The organism is Lichenicoccus roseus (assembly GCF_005844085.1).
In the GTDB taxonomy this organism is placed as follows: domain Bacteria; phylum Pseudomonadota; class Alphaproteobacteria; order Acetobacterales; family Acetobacteraceae; genus Lichenicoccus; species Lichenicoccus roseus.
The window spans coordinates 1,043,083-1,059,380 of record NZ_VCDI01000001.1 but is presented as its reverse complement, the minus strand read 5'-3'; the positions used below and the strand labels follow the sequence as shown (position 1 = coordinate 1,059,380).

The window sequence follows — 16,298 nt, the reverse complement described above, 5'->3', positions numbered from 1 at the left end:
CCGCCGCGCGGATGTTCTGGCCAGCAGCATCGTAGGGTCGCCTCGATGTCATTCGGCCGCCCGCAGCCGCGAGAGGCCGGTCAGCGCGCGGCCCAGATCGTCCTGCAGGTCGAGCACATCCTCCAGTCCCACCGACATCCTCACCACGCCATCGGTAATGCCGAGCCTGGCCCGCTCCTCGGCGCCGATGCGCATATGCGTGGTGGTCGCCGGATGGGTGACCAGGGAGCGGCTGTCGCCCAGATTGTTGGAGACCGCGATCAGGCGCAGCCGGTTCATCACCTCGAAGGCCGCCGCCTTGCCGTCCAATTCGAACGTCACCAGCGTGCCGCCGGCGCTCATCTGCCGCATCGCCAGGGCGTGCTGCGCATGGTCGGTGCGGGCCGGATACCAGACCCGGCGGATGCCAGGCTGCAGCGCCAGCCAGTCCGCCATGCGCGCGGCATTGGCGCACATGGCATCCACCCGCAGCGCCAGCGTTTCGAGGCCCTTGAGCAGCACCCAGGCATTGAAGGCGGAGAGCGTCGGGCCGGTGTTGCGGATGAACGGCTGCAGCACGTCCTCCACCCACTTCGCGCGGCCCAGCACGGCGCCGCCGAGCACACGGCCCTGGCCGTCGATATGCTTGGTGCAAGAATACACCACCACGTCGGCGCCGAGTTCGAACGGGCGCTGCAGCAGCGGGGTGGCGAACACGTTGTCCACCACCACCAGGGCCCCCGCCGCATGCGCGAGATCGGCGACCGCCTGCAGGTCCACGATGTCCAGCATCGGGTTGGACGGGCTCTCCAGCAGCACCATCGCGGTCGGCTGCGAGAGGGCGGTGCGCCACTGGTCGAGATCATGGCCGTCGACGAATACGCTCTCGATGCCGTAGCGCGGCAGCAGCGTCGAGACGATCCAGAAACACGAGCCGAACAAGGCGCGCGACGCCACCAGGCGGTCGCCGGCCTTGAGGTGGCTCAACAGCGCAGCATGCACCGCGCCCATTCCGGACGCGGTGGCGCGACACGCCTCTGCTCCCTCGATCTCGGCGAGGCGGCGCTCGAACATCGATACGGTGGGGTTGCCGAAGCGGCTATACTGGTAGTGCTCGGCCTCGCCCTTGAAGGTCGCCTCGGCCTGCTCTGCGCTGTCGTAGACGAAGCCGGAGGTGAGGAACATCGCCTCGCTGGTCTCGCCGAACGGGCTGCGCTCGGTGCCGGAATGGATCAGGCGGGTGTTGGTGCGATAGGAGGCGTTGTCGCTCATCATGGATGTCCCGGTCGAAGTCCCGTAGTGGGGCCGGCCATGGATGACACGACGCCCTTCCCCCATGGGACGGTTCGCCGATGCCTCTTTAGCGCAGTTGTTTTACCTCGCCGCAAGCCGGCCGGACAAATCACGAGGACCCCGGCGCGGAGGCGACCGGAGCAGAGCCATGGTGGCGTCAGCAAGTGACGAGGTCAAGCGGGGTGAGGTCGAGGCCGCGTCTTGCCTGCGTCCCGGACGGTCACTAAAGTCTCCTCCAAGGCGGGTGTAGTTCAATGGTAGAACGGCAGCTTCCCAAGCTGCATACGCGGGTTCGATTCCCGCCATCCGCTCCAGGTCAGTTGGTCGTGGGGTCCTGGTGCCGCCGGACCGCTGCGCGGTGCTGCTCCACCGAACGTTTGAGGCCAGTCAGGGGTGGCGCAGCCAGGGTGTCGCGGTAGCCTCCGCCAGACCAGGTCCAGCGGTCGTTGCGGCCGACCAGCAGGTCGTGCATGCCGTCGTTGCTCTGCGGCATCACGCGGATCGGACCGCTCACGGAGTCCAGCACCTTGGTCCACTCATGGTCGCGCCGAAGATAGACCGAGGTGGAACAGCCCGCCGAGCCACACAGGCTGGCGGACTGCAGCTGCACGAACAGCGCCTCGTCGGTGCGATGGTCCGAAAGCGGCGCCGACCCGACCAGCACCAGCGGCGTCTCGCCATGCCGGGCGGCGCCCTGCAGATCCTCGCGATTAAGCGTGCGGGCAGCCTGGTCGGCCGCCGTACCGGGCTGGCGTGTCAGGATGACCGGCGCGCCACCATGGTGCGCCTTCCGTGTGGCGGCATGAACGTGCAGCGGAAGCAGCAGGCCGGCCAGGACCATCAGGCGGACGAAAGTCATGGCGTCTTGATCATCCCGGAACAGGCTTGTTGGTCTCAATCTAGAGCCGGCAGGTCGCCGGGTCGATACGCCGTCGAACGATCAGGGATGGAGCCGGCATGACATCACCCGAACCGGGCCTCTACCGCCACTACAAGGGCGGCCTCTATACGGTGATCTGCGTCGGCCGGCACAGCGAGACCGAGGAATGGCTGGTCACCTATCGCAGCGAAGCCCGCGGCGACTACTGGGTGCGGCCGCTATCGATGTGGAACGAGGCGGTGGACGGTGCGCCTCGATTCGAAAGAGCCTAGCCTCACCAGCCCATGGTGCCGGGAGCACCCTTGAACGGCCCGACAAGATCGCTGGTGACCCAGCCGCCGTAGAAGCCGCCCGGCTGCGGGGTTACCGCCTCGTCGCCGACGAAGCACTGGTCCATCATGCCGGCATAGACCGCCAGATGGTCGCGCAACGGCTCGAAGGCCGGAGTGGGGTCGGGATAGCTCCAGGCCGCGCGCTCCGCCCGGTGCGCGCCGGCCGCGATGGTCCAGTAGCGCGCCACACCCTTCCATTCACACAGGCTGCGTCCCGGCGCCGGTTCCAGGGTGCAGCCGGTGAAAGCGTCCGGCGGCAGGTAGTAGACCGGCGGATGCGACGTTTCCAGCACGCGCCACGCCTGCTCCGTCGCGGCGATGATCCGGCCGCCGAACACGATGCGCACCGGGCGCGTCACCGGTTGCAGCGCGGGCGGACGCGGATACTCCCAGACATTCTCCATTCGGCCCCGTCCTGTGGAAGTCGGTTCGCCGGTCATGCGCCCTGGGGTGCGTGGCCGAGGTTTGCCGGGCCCCGGGCCGCCAGGTAATCGAGGACTGGACGGGTCAGGCCGATGCCGCGCAGTTCCTCCGGAGCGAACAGCCTTGCCGCCACGATCTCGCGGTTGTCGAGCGAGAGATGGGGCAGGCGGTCGAGCCGGAGCTCGAAGAAATGCACCCGATCGGGCCGGCAATCGAATGTTCCGGTGGTGATGCCCGCCGGCCGCAGCGTGAAGTCCGACAGCCCGATCTCCTCCCGCAGTTCCCGGCGCGCGGCGGCTTCCGGCGCCTCGCCCGGACGCACCCCGCCGCCCGGAAAGTTCCACTGCCGGCGATAGGAGCAGCGCAGCAGCAGCAGGTCGCGGCCGACATGCACGGCGACCAGGGCACCCTCGTGCTGGGGGCGCCGCAGCCGCCACCACAGCCGCGCCATCGGAAAGCCGATGCGGAAGGCAGTGCGCCAGGCAAGGTCGACGGCAGGGAGCCACGGTTTTTTCACAAGCACCATTAGTGTCGAGGAGTAGCCGGGTTTCCGCTCGGGCGGAACATGATGGCTGGAACCGTCGTCATGCCGCCGACGCAGGCCGGCCTCACTCCCCGAGCACCGCCAGGCCAAGCTGGCGCGCAAGCTGGTCGCGATAGCTGCGTTGGCGGATGCGGTCGGCATCGAGCAGGCTGGGACCGCGTCCGAGCAGCCGGTGGATACGTGCCACCTCGCCGAGATGCTTCTGGCCAGCCAGCCGGTGGGTGGTGGACTGGCTGTGCCGGCGGTGGATGTTGAGCGGCTCGGCGACGTAGGCGATGCGAGCGCCGGGCGCGCGCAGCATCTCGATGTAGAGCCGCCAGTCGCCGGCCATGCGGAAGGCGAACAGCTCGTCGCCGCACTCCGCCAGCGCCTGGCGCAGCGCCGTGCGCGCGAACAGCACGCCGCTCGCGTTGAGGATCAGGTTGCGCTCGCTCAGGCAGTCGCGCACGAAATCGGGCCCGTCATGCAGTCCGTCCTGCTCGAGCAGCGTGCCGGCGGTGGTGGCGAAATACGGCTTGTAGCTTTCCGACGTCACCGCGCCGTCCTCGTCGAGGCTGCTGCTGTCGCAGAACGCCATGACGACGTCGCGGCCGACCGAGGCGGCCTGCGTAATGGCCTGTATCAGGCGCTCCAGCATCATCGGCTCGGCGGCATCGTCCGCCTCGGCGATCCAGATCCAGTCGCCCTGCGCCTCCGCGGCCGCGCGCCGCCACTGGCGGAACACCGAGCCGGAGTTGCTCTGCGACGCGACCAGGCGCACGTCCCGGTTCCACTCGTCGGCAGTGGCGCGGGCGGTGGCGACGCTGTCGTCCGACGAGGCGTCGTCGAGCACGATGATCTCCAGCACCGGCTGGGTCTGCGCGAAGATTGAGGCGAGGCGCTGCTTCATGTAGCGGGCGTAGTTGTAGGACGGCACCACCACCGAGATGCGCGGCAGCGCCGGCCGGGCGAGCGCCACCAGGCTCGTGACATAGCTGCCGAAATCGTGCCGCGCCGCCGCCCGCCTGCCGATCGCGGCCCGGGCGGCGGCGGACTGCGCGTGGGTCTGCGCCGCCAGCGCCAGCGCCTGCCCGGCCATGCCGGCGAGGTCGCCGAGCGGTGCCAGCGCGCCGCCGCCATGCTGCTCGATCAGTTCGGGAATGCCGCCGCCACTGGCGAAGGCGACGCAGGACAGGCCGGTCGCCATCGCCTCCAGGACCACGCTCGGCAGCGGATCCTCGCGCGAGGTCAGCACGAACACGTCGGCGGCGCTGAGATAGTCCGGCGCGTCCTGCACGTAGCCGAGCATGTGGAAGCTGCCCGTCGCGAGCGCGAGATCGAGTTCGGCCTGCAGGTAGAGACGCAGGCCGGGATCGAGCTCGCCGAGCCACAGGCAGTGCACCTGCCGGGCCGGCCCGGCCGATTTCGCACGTGAGCGAGGCGACGACTGCAGGGTGCGCCAGAGCTGCAGGAACAGGTCGAACCCCTTGCGCAGGTCGCCATAGCCCATGCCTATCATCAGCAGCGCGTCCGCCGGCAGGCCGAGGCGCCGCCGCAGCATGGAGCGTGCGCGCGCCGAGTAGCGGCATCGGCGATACAGGCCCTGCGGCAGCAGCCGGCACTTCGCCTCCGGCAGCTGGACCAGCGCGCGAACGGCGTTCTGCACGACGGTGGCGGGGAACACCACGCTGCGGGCGGATGCGGCGGCGGCGGCGAGGACGTGCCGCAGGTGCTTCTCGGCGATCACTGTCGGCAGCTCGTGCACCAGCAGGGTGTAGCCGATCTCGGCGGCGTGCAGCTGCGCCCCGGCGGCGCCGGAGGCCGACGAGTTCACGATGGCGGCGTCGTAGCCGTCGCGCCGCAGCCGGTCGAGCCAGGCGGCCAGGGCCGGATCGTCGGCCGCCATCACCCGGGTCGGGCCGGTTGCCTGGTAGCCCGCCAGCAGCGCGCCGCCAGCCAGCAGCAGGAAGCTGATCTCGATGCCATGCGCACGGCTGAGCTGGCGTCCGATATGCAGCAGCAGGCTCTGCGCGCCGGCCTGGAAGGCGTCGTGGCCGACCAGCAGGATGCGACCGGGACGTGTCGTCGTACTGCAGCCGCTGACCGCGCGCGCGGTGGCGTTAAGGTAGGCGGCGCCATGATGCAGGTCCGGCTCGAGATAGGCCCCTTCCGCCCACTCGTTCCAGGCATTGATGCAGACGATCGGACTGCCGAAGAACGGGTGCGCCCGCGCGTGGCGCACCAGCCCCTCCAGCCAGGCCTGGTAGCGTGCCGGTGTCGAACCATGGATCACCAGTCCGCTGCCCTGGCGCCGCGCGTCATTGTCCCACGATGGGCTGGCGGTGCGGATCAACGGATAATCTGGCGCCGGCGCCGCCAGCGATTGCGCCACGACCTGCTCGTAGTCGTAGACCTGCGCCGTCAACTCGGTGTCGAGCAGGTCGAGCTGGGAATTGATGGTGGGAAGTCCGTCCACCAGCTTGTGCGGCGGGAACTCGATCGCGCCATCGATGCCGAAGGGGCGCGGATCGGTCTCGCCGAATGCCTGCGCCATCAGGAAGATCGGGTCCTCGCCGCATCGTTCCATGAACATCGCGCGCCAATGCGCGATGGTGCGTCTGGTGTCCGGGATCAGCGCGGCGCGGTAGATCATCAGCAGCGGACGGCCCTGCAGCCTGATATAGCGCGGATCGGCGAAATGCCGGCCGAAGCAGTCGATCATCGCCGCCTCGTCCTCGGGGCGGAAATCCTGGCTGATCAGGACGTCGTGGTCGGAGCCGTCCCAGCGCCGGGTCCAGTTCTCGTTCGCCCACAGCAGGCAGAAGGGCATCGCGATCGCCGGCTCGGCGAGCAGCGTCTCGAGCGGGGCATCGAGCAGCCGGGTGCCGTTGAACCAGTAGAAATAGAATACGAAGCCGCCGATGCCCGCATTGTGCGCCATTTCCGCCTGGCGCCTGAGCGTCTCCGCCCCGGTCAGGCTGTAATGCCCGAGGTCGCGCGGGATGCGCGGCTGGTAGTGTCCGGCGAAGCGCGGCAGCCCGCGCGCGACGTTGGTCCATTCGGTGAAGCCGTTGCCCCACCATTCATCGTTCTGCTTCACGGCATGGAATTGCGGCAGGTAGTAGGCCAGCATCTGCACGCGTCGGGGGGCGCCCGCAGGCAACGGTCGCACCGGCTCGAAGTACGGTCCGGGCTGGGTGTTTCGGCGCATCTCGCGCGGGATGCTGGTCTCGTGTCGCGGCAGCGCCGGGTGCACCTCCGGATCGTCGCGATGCGACAGGTAGTGCAGCAGCGGGTTGGTGGCGTTGTCATCGCGAAGGTAGCGCTTGCGGTAGAAGGCGGGATCGAAACCCTCGAACGGCCGGCGTGCCTCGCGGAAGCCCTGCACCATGTAGTGCTCGAGCGGATCCAGTCCGGCAGCGGCGACATCCGGATAGGAGTTCAGGTAGAAGCCGGCGTCGAACTCGGGCAGCGCGCTTACCGCGCCGTCTGCGCGATGCAGCAGGAAGTGCCGCAGGCCGAGCATGCCTGCGGGCACCGTGTAGGTGTCCAGGTACCAGAGCCCGTCGAACCAGGCGATCGGGCGATTGCCCGCGGCCTCGCCACGCAGGATGTAGTGCAGCAGCGGATCGATCCCCGCCGCAGCGACGTCGGGATATTGCGAGAGATACCAGCGCGGGTCGAAATACAGGTTCGGCTTTCGCCCCTCGCGCCAGCCATAGTTGTGGTAGTGCGACAGCGCCTCCGAGCCGAGCCCGGCGAGATCCGGATTGCCGCCAAGATAGAAGTCGCAGTCGAACAGCCCGGAATGCCCGATCACCTGCAATTCGCCGAACGGCGACGCAGCGGCGGGCGGGACCGGATCGTCGGGATGCTGCTCAATGCCGGCTGACATGATCGTGGTCCGCCCCACAGGCTGACTGAGGAAAGGGGAGCAACTAACGGAGCGTTAGGTAACGTAGTTGTGAACCAGCTTCGGGTAAAGGACGTTATCGGTTTGCATGGCATGCAGCGCGAAAAAGGGTGCAGGCCGGAACTGGAATGATGCGGATGCGGGCGTGGCGCTGTAGACCCTGCGCATGGACCAGCCGACCGTTCTCGCCGAGACCATCCATCGCCTCGTCTTGCTGCCGCAGGGCCTGACGCTCGATTGCGGTGTGCATCTGGCGCCACTGGAGATCGCCCTGTGCAGCTACGGCACCCTCAACAGGGCGGCCGACAACGCGATCCTGGTCTGCCACGCCCTGACCGGCGACCAGTATGCCGCCGAACCGCATCCGGTGACCGGCAAGCCCGGCTGGTGGTCGCGCATGGTAGGAAGCGGGCTGCCGATCGATACCGACCGCTACTTCGTGCTGTGCATGAACGTGCTGGGCGGCTGCATGGGGTCGACCGGACCGCGCTCGCCGCGTCCCGGCTCCGGCGATGGCAGCACCGAACCCCACATCTCCATGCCATGGGGCACGGACTTTCCGCCCATCACCATACGCGACATGGTGCGGGCGCAGCGGCTGGTGATCGCCGAACTGGGTATCGAGCGGCTGTTCGCGGTGATCGGCGGCTCGATGGGCGGCATGCAGGTGCTGCAGTGGGCGGCGACCTATCCGGAACTGGTATTTGCCGCGGTTCCGATCGCGACCGCGCCGTTCCATTCCGCGCAGAACATCGCCTTCAACGAGGTCAGCCGGCAGGCGATCTTCGCCGATCCGGACTGGCAGGGCGGCCGCTATTGGGCGGATGGGCGGGTTCCGGCGCGCGGCCTCGCGGTGGCACGCATGATGGCGCACATCACCTACCTGTCGGAGGAGGCGCTGACCCGGAAGTTCGGCCGCCGCCTGCGCCGCGACCCGTATAACGCCGAGGCGCCGCTTGCCCTGTTCGGCGAGATGTTCGAGGTGGAGAGCTATCTTCGCCACCAGGGCAGCAGCTTCGTGCGCCGCTTCGACGCCAACTCGTATCTGACCATCACCCGCGCGATGGACTACTTCGATATCGCTGCGGACCATGACGGCGATCTTGCGGTTGCATTTCGGAACACCAACACGCGCTTCTGTGTCATCTCGTTTTCCTCGGACTGGCTGTTTCCGACGGCGCAGTCGCGCGCGGTGGCGAGGGCGCTGAACCGTGCCGCGGCCAACGTCAGCTTCGTCGAGATCGACAGCGACAAGGGGCACGATGCCTTCCTGCTCGACGAGCCTGCGCTCGACCGCACGATACGGGGCTTCCTGGCCGGGGCTGCGGAACATGCCGGGCTGGAGCAGCGACCGCGTTCCCATGCAGCTTCTGCCGGGCAGGCATGACGCCGCACCGCCGCAAGCCGGACTGATCGAATGCGCCTCGACCAGAAGCTCATCGCCGACATGATTGCGCCGAACTCCCGGGTGCTCGATATCGGCAGTGGCGATGGCTCGCTCATCGAACATCTGTTCCGCACCCGGAATTGCGATGCGCGTGGCATCGAGATCGACATGGCGGAGGTGACGCGCGCGGTCGCGCATGGCCTGCCGGTGATGCATGGCGACGCCGACAGCGATCTTGCGCATTATCCGGATGGCGCGTTCGACTATGTGGTTCTCTCGCGCACGCTGCAGGCGGTCGAGCGCCCGCGCGAGGTGCTGCGTCAGATGTTGCGCATCGGCACGCGTGCCATCGTCAGCTTCCCGAATTTCGGCCACTGGCAACTGCGCTGGCAGTTGCTGCTGCGCGGACGCATGCCGATGACCGACACCTGGTCGACCGGCTGGTACGAGACGCCGAACATCCATCCCTGCACCATCCGCGATTTCGTCTCGCTGTGCGGCAGCGAGGGCTACGCGATCCAGAGCTGGCTCGCGGTCGACGACAAGGGGGGCCGCTCGCCCTGGCGCAGATCCATCCAGATGGCCAACCTGTTCGGCGAGCAGGCGCTGTTCCTGCTGCACCGGAAGGATTTCGGCGTCGGCGCCTCCGGCGACACGAGCACGTGCCAACCGATCGCGCACCCGGCGGGGAGCGCTCAGGCCAGCAGGTCGAGCAGGCTGCTGGATGTGGCGGAGGCGGCGGACGAGGCCGGCTGAGTGGTCGCCGCAGACACCGCCGGGGGTGTCTGCTGGCTGCCGTGATGATGGCCGTGCACGCGCCCGGTCTGCTGAGCCGGGACCGCCTGCTGCAGCTTCTGGATCTGTTGGGCAAGAACTGCCGATCCGGCTGCGGCGACGCTGGCGATGCTCATGATGGATGCTCCTGTGCTGGTCTGGTTGGATCCATCCTATCCAGACAGGCGTGAAGCTCCGGTTAACGGGACCCGATGGCCGATCAGTTGTCGGGCGTATCGGCCAGCCAGACCGTCTGCACCCGTCCGTTCGCCATCGCCACGGTGAGTGTGAGCGTCCCGTCGGCGGTGGGCAGCACGAAGGCGCTGCGGCCGTCGCGCCGGGGCGTGCGGCCATAGAGCATCCCGATGCGTGCCGCGTCGGTCCCGGGGCGGACGATGCGGGCATCGAGCGTGAGATCGGGCTCGTGCTGCGGCACCGGGCAGGACCGGTCATCCTCGCGCACGCTGTCCAGGGCCAGGGCGGTCACGGCGTGCGCGCGGCCGGTCGCCTCCGCGTCCGACAGCAGCCACAGGGTGAGGGTGGGCACCTCGCGAGGGTGCCTTGTGCCTGCCGGAACATCGAGCCGCGCGCAGGCCCAGTAGACGCTGTCGCCGGCATCACCCTGGTGGCGCACCGGCACGCCGAGGCGTCCGGCAATCGCGGCGATGCCGGCATGGCCGAAAGCGAGCGGGACGCCGGCGACCTCGATGGTGCCGATCGGTTTCATCTCCGCGGGCGCCGGAGCCGGGTCGGGCAGCTCCGCCCGCAGCATCTGCTGCATGAACGCGGGCAGTGTGGCCGCGCGCGCCGGCATCGCGGGTGCCAGCGCCAGCAGCAGCGCGGCCGCGCCGGCGCCACGCCGGATCGCCGGCCGCTGCGGCAGCAAAGCCAGCGCCAGCGCCAGGATCAGCAGCAGGGCACAGAACCCGGCCACCGCATTCCAGCCGGCCCACTCCCAGGCGACGCCGCCGAGGATGCTGAGCAGGCTCGAACCAAGGTAGTAGGACAGCAGGTAGAGCGCGGCGGCGTGACCCTTGGTCTGCAGCGCGAGGCGTCCGACGCTGCCGCTTGCTACAGCATGGCCCGCGAAGAAGCCGACGGTGAACAAGGCGAGGCCGCCGATCACCGCGGCGAGCGGGTTGGCCAGGGTCAGGGCGACGCCGAGCAGGGACGCCAGCAGGGCGGCTGCCAGCACCGGCTTGCGGCCGATCCGGTCGGTCATCATGCCGGCGCCGGCGGACGCGGCGGTGCCGAACAGGTAGATCACGAAGATAGCTCCGACCTCCGCCTGGTTGAGGTTGTATGGCGGCGCGAGCAGCCGGTAGCCGGTGGCGTTGTAGAGTGTCACGAAGCTGCCCATCAGCAGGCCGCCGACCGCGAACAAGGTCGGCAGTCCGGGGGTGCGCAGGTGCGCGAGCCAGGCCCTTGCATGGTAGGCGGGTTCGAAGGCGGGGCGTCGCACGAAGTTGCGCGACGCCGGCAGCAGCAGCACGAAGCAGGCGGCGCTGGCGGCACCCAGCAGGCCGATCGTGGCCAGGGCAGCACGCCAGCCGGCAAACTCGGCCACCAGCCCGGTGAGCAGCCGCCCGGCCATGCCGCCGATTGCGGTACCCCCGACATACAGGCCCATGGCGAGGCCGAGCCCGGACGGGTGGATCTCCTCGGCGAGGTAGGCCATCGCCACCGCCGGCGCGCCGCCCAGGGCGAAGCCCTCGAGGCCCCGCAGCACCAGCAGCAGGGTCCAGCCGGGGCTCATGGCGCAGAGCAGGTTCAGCAGTGCCGCGACAGTCAGCGACCCGGCCATCAGTGTCTTGCGCCCGAGCGTCTCGGACAGGGCGCCGGCGACCAGGATCGACGGCGCCAGCATTCCGGTCGCCAGCGACAGCGACAGCGCGCTGCGGGCGGCGTCGAGCCGGAAATGCTGCGAGAACAGCGGCAGCAGCGGTTGCACGCAGTAGAGCAGCGAGAAGGTGGCGTAGCCGGACAGGAACAACGCCACCACGATGCGCCGGTAGTTGCGCGAGCCGCGCAGGGTCCAGACCGGGTCGCGCATGGCGGGACTACCGCGGTGGTTCTGGCTCATGCCTCGCATTTATTGACAAGCCGTGCTTCCGGGCAAGCGCCGGACTTCCTGGTAGCAAGCCGGTCATGCGGCCAGAGCGTCTTAATCGGATCTTAGGGTTCCTCACCTTAATGGCGAGTTTGCGGTGCAGCCTGCACCGCGTGGGAGATGCGTGCCATGCGGCGACCCCTCGGCATATCGGCGAAGCTCGGGATGGCCGTCGTGGTCTTCATCGTGCCGATCACCTTCACCCTGTGGATGATCGTGTCGAGCCAGAACATCGCGATCGACTTCGCCAGGAGCGAAGTCATGGGGGCCAACTACCTGCATGACATGATCCCGGTGCAGGCCCAGGCTGCCGCCGCCGCCAGCATCGACAGCATGCCACCCGGCGCCCTGGTGCCGGCATTGCAGAAGGTCGAAGACCGCTACGGCACCCATCTCACGACCTCCATGCAGTCCGCGGACGCGGTGCATGCCATGCGGGCGGTTGTCGATGGCGCGACGCTCGGCGCCGCGCGGAGCAAGATGCGCGACCTGCTGACCCGGGTCGGCGATCGCTCGAACCTCATTCTCGACAACGTGCTCGACACCTACTACCTGACCGACGTCGTGCTGAACCGGTTCCCGGAGATCATCGACCGGGTCGCCGACCTGTCCGTCACCGCCGCCCATGCAGCCGGCATGTCGTCCGCCGACCGGGCACAGTTCCTCATGGGCGTCGGCCTGCTGAGCGCCGCCAGCGATGGCGCCGACGGGGATATGGCCGCAGCCGAGGAGGACAACCTCGACGGCACCTTGAAGCCTGCTTTGCACGAAGCCTACCAGGCCGAGCACGCGGCACTCGCCTCCTACATGGCGGCCCTGCAGAAGGGGGCGCCGACGCTGGCCGAGACCGCCCGCATGCTGGACAACACCGCCGCTTTCGACATCTCGGCGGCGAACGTGCTCGACCATCTGCTGACCACCCGCGTGAAGCACCTGCATCACCAGCAAGCCAGTGCGCTGGTGGTAACCCTGCTCCTGTTCGCGTTGTGCGTCGGCGCGGTGCATCTGCTGCTGCAGTGGATGGTGATCCGCCCGGTGCTGGCGCTTTCGGCGGCTACACGTCGGCTGGCCACCGGCGACGCCCGGACGCCGCTTCCGGCGCCTCGGTCACGCGACGAGATCGGCGCAATGGCGGCGTCGCTGCAGGTGTTCAAGGCCAACCTGATCGAGACCGGTCGGCTGACGGAGGATCAGACCGCCTCGCGCGCGGCGCTTGCCCGGCGGCATGACGAGATGGAGCAGGAGACCGATCGGTTCGGCATGGCCGTCAACGCCGTCATGCAGCGACTGAGCTTCTCATCAGACGAGATGACACAGGCGGCCGATGCGATGAACGACGCGGCGGACGCCGTTCGCGAGGAAGCTTCCGTCACGTCGGAGGGGGCGAGGAAGTCGTCACACGATCTGCACACGACGGCCGCAGCGGTGGAGGAGCTGACCGCCAGTTTTGGCGAAATCGCCCGTCAGGTCTCGTCGGCGGCGATGACCTCGCAGCAGGCGGTCGAGCGAGCGAAAACCGGCCAGGCGGCCATCGGCGATCTTTCGGCTGCCACCTTGCGGATCGGAGCAGCCGTCGGGCTGATCAACTCCATCGCCGGCCAGACCAACCTGCTGGCCCTGAACGCCACCATCGAGGCGGCACGTGCCGGAGATGCCGGCAAGGGCTTCGCGGTCGTGGCCAGCGAAGTGAAGGCACTCGCAGCGCAGACTGCGCACGCCACCGCCGAGATCGGCAAACAGGTGGACACGGTGCGCAGCGCGACGGATGCGACCGTGTCGGCGGTGATCGAGATATGCGACTTGATACGCGGCATGGCGGCCAACACCACGTCCATGTCAGCCGCGATCGAGGAGCAGAGCGTCACTACCCAGGAGATCGCCGGCTCCGTGCATGCGGTGTCGGAGTCCACTGCGCGTTCGGCTCGCGCCATGGGACAGGTTGTCTCTGTGGCGGACCAGGCTGGCTCGGCCAGTCAGGTCGTGTTGACCGGGGCGACCAACATCGGCACCGAAACCGTGACGCTGCGCGAGGAGGTCAACCGGTTCCTGACCGCGATCAAGTCGGATGCCAGCGACCGGCGCCAGTTCGAGCGCTTCCAGCTCCGGGCCGTGACGGCCAGCGTACTGCTTCCTGGCCAGGCTGCCATGACCGTGCCGGTCGACAACCTGTCCGAGGGAGGCGCTGCGTTCCAGGCCAACCTGAAGGTTGCCGCCGGCACCCATCTGACCATCCAGTTCGGGCCCAATGCCGGACCTATCCCCGCGACAATCGTGCGGGAAGGAGCGGCTGGCGTGTACAGCATCGAGTTCAGCAAGGAAGGGTCCGCAAGGGCCTGGATCTCCCAGGCCATTCAGCAGCATGTCCCGGTCGCAATCGCGGCCTGATCGGTTGCCACCGGATTGGAACCCGTCAGCCACAGCCTTGGGTTCAACCAGACCAAGACAAGCTGCGGGAGTTTGACCTGGCCTCATGAAAAGGCTGGTCGGAGTGAGAGGATTCGAACCTCCGGCCCCTGCGTCCCGAACACAGTGCTCTACCAGGCTGAGCTACACTCCGGTGGAGCGCCCTATACAGGCGGTGCCCCGACCCCGCAAGACGCCACCCGCGCCCTGATGCCAAAGCCGCTCCCGGTGCTAGAGGCGGGCGGCAGAGGGCTGGGCCTGCGGCGTCAGGGTGGCGACGCGGGCCAGCGCCGCCCCGACGTCCGGCACAACCTCGAACAGCCGGCGCGCCGACGGATCGGCGAAGCCGTCCTCGATCGCAGCCTCCAGGGTCGCCAGCAGCGGCGCCGCCCAGCCATCGATATCGGCGATCAGGATCGGCTTGTCGTGCAGCCGCAACTGCTTCCAGGTGATGATCTCGATGGTCTCGTCGAAGGTGCCGAGGCCGCCTGGCAGCACCAGGTAGGCGTCCGCCTGGGCGAACATGCCGGCTTTGCGGCTGTGCATGGAGTCTGTGACCGTGAGGTCGGTGACGCGGTCGTGCATCACCTCGCGGGTGGACAGGAAGTCCGGGATGATGCCGCTGACCGCGCCGCCGGCCTCGATCGCGGCATCCGCCAGCGCGCCCATCAGGCCGACCCGGCCGCCGCCATAGATCAGCCGGATGCCGGCGCGTGCCAGCCCGGCGCCGGCCTCGCTCGCAGCCTCCAGATAAGCCGGCCGGTTGCCGAAACGCGAGCCGCAGAAGACGGCGACCGCAAGGCCTGGGGCAACCGCGAGGCCTGGGTCGACCGCGAGGCCGGGGGCGGCCGCCTCCAGCACGGGATCGGCCAGGCCGAGGTCGGAAGACGCGTGGGACGGCATCGGCGAGGCGGCTCCTGCTGGTTCGGCTGCGCGGTCGGCAAGCTTTAGCAGGATGGTGAATTTGCCGTCGAATGCTCGTTGGATGATGGCGCGGCGCTGTGCAGGCCGGCGGTCAGCGCCAGTGCCGCCACGCAGCACAGGGCGGCGACGAGGAACAGCGTCGCATAGCCGGCATGGTTGGCGATCAGGCCGAGCAACGGCCCGGACAGTCCCAGCGAGATGTCGAGGAACACGGTGTAGGCACCGATCGCCGCGCCACGATTGTCGACGCCGACACGTTTCACGGCCTCCACGCCCAGCGCCGGGAACACCAGCGCGAAGCCCAGGCCGGTGAGGATGGCGCCGCACAGCGCGACGAGACTGCCGGGGGCCAGCCAGAGGACCAGCAGGCCGCACGCCTCGACGGCGAGCGAGACCATGGCAACCGGGTAGCCGCCGCCGATCCGGAGCTCCGGGCGGGCGATGCGGCCGGCGAACAGCAGCCGGGCGGCGATGAAGCTGAGCCCGAACGCCGACAGCGCGCTGGCGGCACCGCCAAGGCCGCCGGCCGGCCAGCCGTGAGCCGCATAGAACAGGGTGATGAAGGCGGCGATCACCCCGAAACCGATCGAACTCAGTGCCAGCGCCGTGCCCTGCGGCAGTACCCGCGAGAGAATGGACAGGAACGGGATGCGCTTCGAGGGATGCGGCACCAGGCCCCGCTTCGGCACCGCGATCAGCAGGCCGAGAAGTCCGAGCGCCACCGGCACCAGGCCGAGCATGGCGAAACCGATCCTGCCGTCGCCGCTCAGCGCCACGCCGAGCGGTGCTCCCAGCGCGATGCCGCCATAGGAGGCGATGCCGTTCCACGAGATGATCTGCGCGGTGCGGCCGGCGCCGACCTGCCCGATCGCCCACATGATGCAGCCGGTGCCGACCAGGCTCTCCGACAGCCCCAGCAGCAGGCGGCTGGCGAACAGCGCGGCGAGCGCGATGCCGGGACTGGCGGGCAGCGCGTGTGCGAGCAGGCCGGTCGCCAGCATCAGCAGCCCGCTGGCGATGCAGCCGGCGAGCCCGAGCAGCACCGACAGCTTCGGGCCGCGCGTGTCGGTCAGCCGGCCGCCGAACGGCCTGGTCGCGAAGGTGGCCAGATACTGCACCGACACCGCCAGCCCGGCGACCACCACGTCGTAGCCCAGGCTGTCGCGCACGAAGCCTGGAATGACCGCGAGCGGCAGGCCGATGGTGGTGTAGCAGAGCATGGTGAGGACGACGGTGCCGATGATCCGGCCGGATGGGCTGGAGCCGAGCGTACGAAGCGTGCGGACAAGCGGCGCCGAAGTCGGCAGGGTGGGGGACAGCGGGTCTTCCTCTGGCAGCGAGTGTGGCAGGAGCAAGT

At 68.8% G+C, this 16,298-nt stretch carries 12 protein-coding genes, 2 tRNA genes, 1 pseudogene and 1 riboswitch; of the genes and pseudogenes, 5 read left to right on the top strand and 10 right to left on the bottom strand.

Features of this window, described 5'->3' with window-relative positions:
• Window positions 1-48: 48 nt before the first annotated feature.
• Complete coding sequence (gene metZ / locus FE263_RS04745) at window positions 49-1,251, bottom strand: O-succinylhomoserine sulfhydrylase (protein WP_205880257.1); 1,203 nt, start codon at window positions 1,249-1,251, stop codon at window positions 49-51.
• Window positions 1,252-1,318: 67 nt separating this feature from the next.
• A riboswitch (SAM riboswitch) is annotated at window positions 1,319-1,398 on the bottom strand.
• 114 nt (window positions 1,399-1,512) lie between these two features.
• Between metZ and FE263_RS04740 the strand changes: the two genes are divergently transcribed.
• Window positions 1,513-1,586: transfer RNA gene (locus tag FE263_RS04740), tRNA-Gly, on the top strand.
• A 2-nt stretch (window positions 1,587-1,588) separates the two neighbouring features.
• Here FE263_RS04740 and FE263_RS04735 read toward each other — a convergent pair.
• Window positions 1,589-2,131, bottom strand: coding sequence for a hypothetical protein (locus tag FE263_RS04735; protein WP_205880256.1), 543 nt, complete (start codon window positions 2,129-2,131; stop codon window positions 1,589-1,591).
• Between the two features lie 98 nt (window positions 2,132-2,229).
• Between FE263_RS04735 and FE263_RS04730 the strand changes: the two genes are divergently transcribed.
• On the top strand, window positions 2,230-2,424 hold the full coding sequence (locus FE263_RS04730; RefSeq protein WP_138324732.1) for a DUF1653 domain-containing protein: 195 nt from the start codon (window positions 2,230-2,232) through the stop codon (window positions 2,422-2,424).
• A gap of 2 nt (window positions 2,425-2,426) precedes the next feature.
• On the opposite strand, the gene FE263_RS04725 is transcribed toward FE263_RS04730, so the two are convergent.
• The 3 genes from FE263_RS04725 to FE263_RS04715 form a co-directional block, all read right to left on the bottom strand.
• The gene (locus tag FE263_RS04725) at window positions 2,427-2,888 is read right to left on the bottom strand and encodes a DUF427 domain-containing protein (RefSeq protein WP_240758985.1); all 462 of its coding nucleotides are present in this window, start codon (window positions 2,886-2,888) and stop codon (window positions 2,427-2,429) included.
• Window positions 2,889-2,920: 32 nt separating this feature from the next.
• Complete coding sequence (locus FE263_RS04720) at window positions 2,921-3,430, bottom strand: NUDIX domain-containing protein (protein WP_205880255.1); 510 nt, start codon at window positions 3,428-3,430, stop codon at window positions 2,921-2,923.
• Window positions 3,431-3,515: 85 nt separating this feature from the next.
• Window positions 3,516-7,325: a glycoside hydrolase family 99-like domain-containing protein gene (locus FE263_RS04715; protein WP_240758984.1), complete on the bottom strand. Its 3,810-nt coding sequence runs from the start codon at window positions 7,323-7,325 to the stop codon at window positions 3,516-3,518.
• Window positions 7,326-7,509: 184 nt separating this feature from the next.
• Between FE263_RS04715 and metX the strand changes: the two genes are divergently transcribed.
• Both metX and metW read left to right on the top strand, forming a co-directional pair.
• Window positions 7,510-8,730, top strand: coding sequence for a homoserine O-acetyltransferase MetX (gene metX / locus FE263_RS04710; RefSeq protein WP_138324729.1), 1,221 nt, complete (start codon window positions 7,510-7,512; stop codon window positions 8,728-8,730).
• A 30-nt stretch (window positions 8,731-8,760) separates the two neighbouring features.
• A pseudogene (gene metW, locus FE263_RS04705) lies at window positions 8,761-9,360 on the top strand (methionine biosynthesis protein MetW); the annotation flags it as partial.
• A gap of 65 nt (window positions 9,361-9,425) precedes the next feature.
• On the opposite strand, the gene FE263_RS04700 reads toward metW, so the two are convergent.
• Window positions 9,426-9,641, bottom strand: coding sequence for a hypothetical protein (locus FE263_RS04700; protein WP_138324727.1), 216 nt, complete (start codon window positions 9,639-9,641; stop codon window positions 9,426-9,428).
• Between the two features lie 83 nt (window positions 9,642-9,724).
• Window positions 9,725-11,587 (bottom strand): MFS transporter, encoded by a 1,863-nt coding sequence (locus tag FE263_RS04695; RefSeq protein ID WP_240758983.1) that lies wholly within the window; start codon window positions 11,585-11,587, stop codon window positions 9,725-9,727.
• 156 nt (window positions 11,588-11,743) lie between these two features.
• Here FE263_RS04695 and FE263_RS04690 point away from each other — a divergent pair, with 156 nt between their 5' ends.
• Entirely contained in the window at window positions 11,744-13,999 is a 2,256-nt protein-coding gene (locus FE263_RS04690) for a methyl-accepting chemotaxis protein (RefSeq protein WP_171033934.1), read from the top strand.
• 95 nt (window positions 14,000-14,094) lie between these two features.
• Here FE263_RS04690 and FE263_RS04685 read toward each other — a convergent pair.
• The 3 genes from FE263_RS04685 to FE263_RS04675 all read right to left on the bottom strand — a co-directional run bounded on the left by FE263_RS04685 (window position 14,095) and on the right by FE263_RS04675 (window position 16,296).
• Window positions 14,095-14,171, bottom strand: a tRNA-Pro gene (locus tag FE263_RS04685).
• 77 nt (window positions 14,172-14,248) lie between these two features.
• Complete coding sequence (locus tag FE263_RS04680; protein ID WP_138324725.1) at window positions 14,249-14,920, bottom strand: LOG family protein; 672 nt, start codon at window positions 14,918-14,920, stop codon at window positions 14,249-14,251.
• 44 nt (window positions 14,921-14,964) lie between these two features.
• Entirely contained in the window at window positions 14,965-16,296 is a 1,332-nt protein-coding gene (locus tag FE263_RS04675; RefSeq protein ID WP_240758982.1) for an MFS transporter, read from the bottom strand.
• Window positions 16,297-16,298 lie beyond the last annotated feature (2 nt).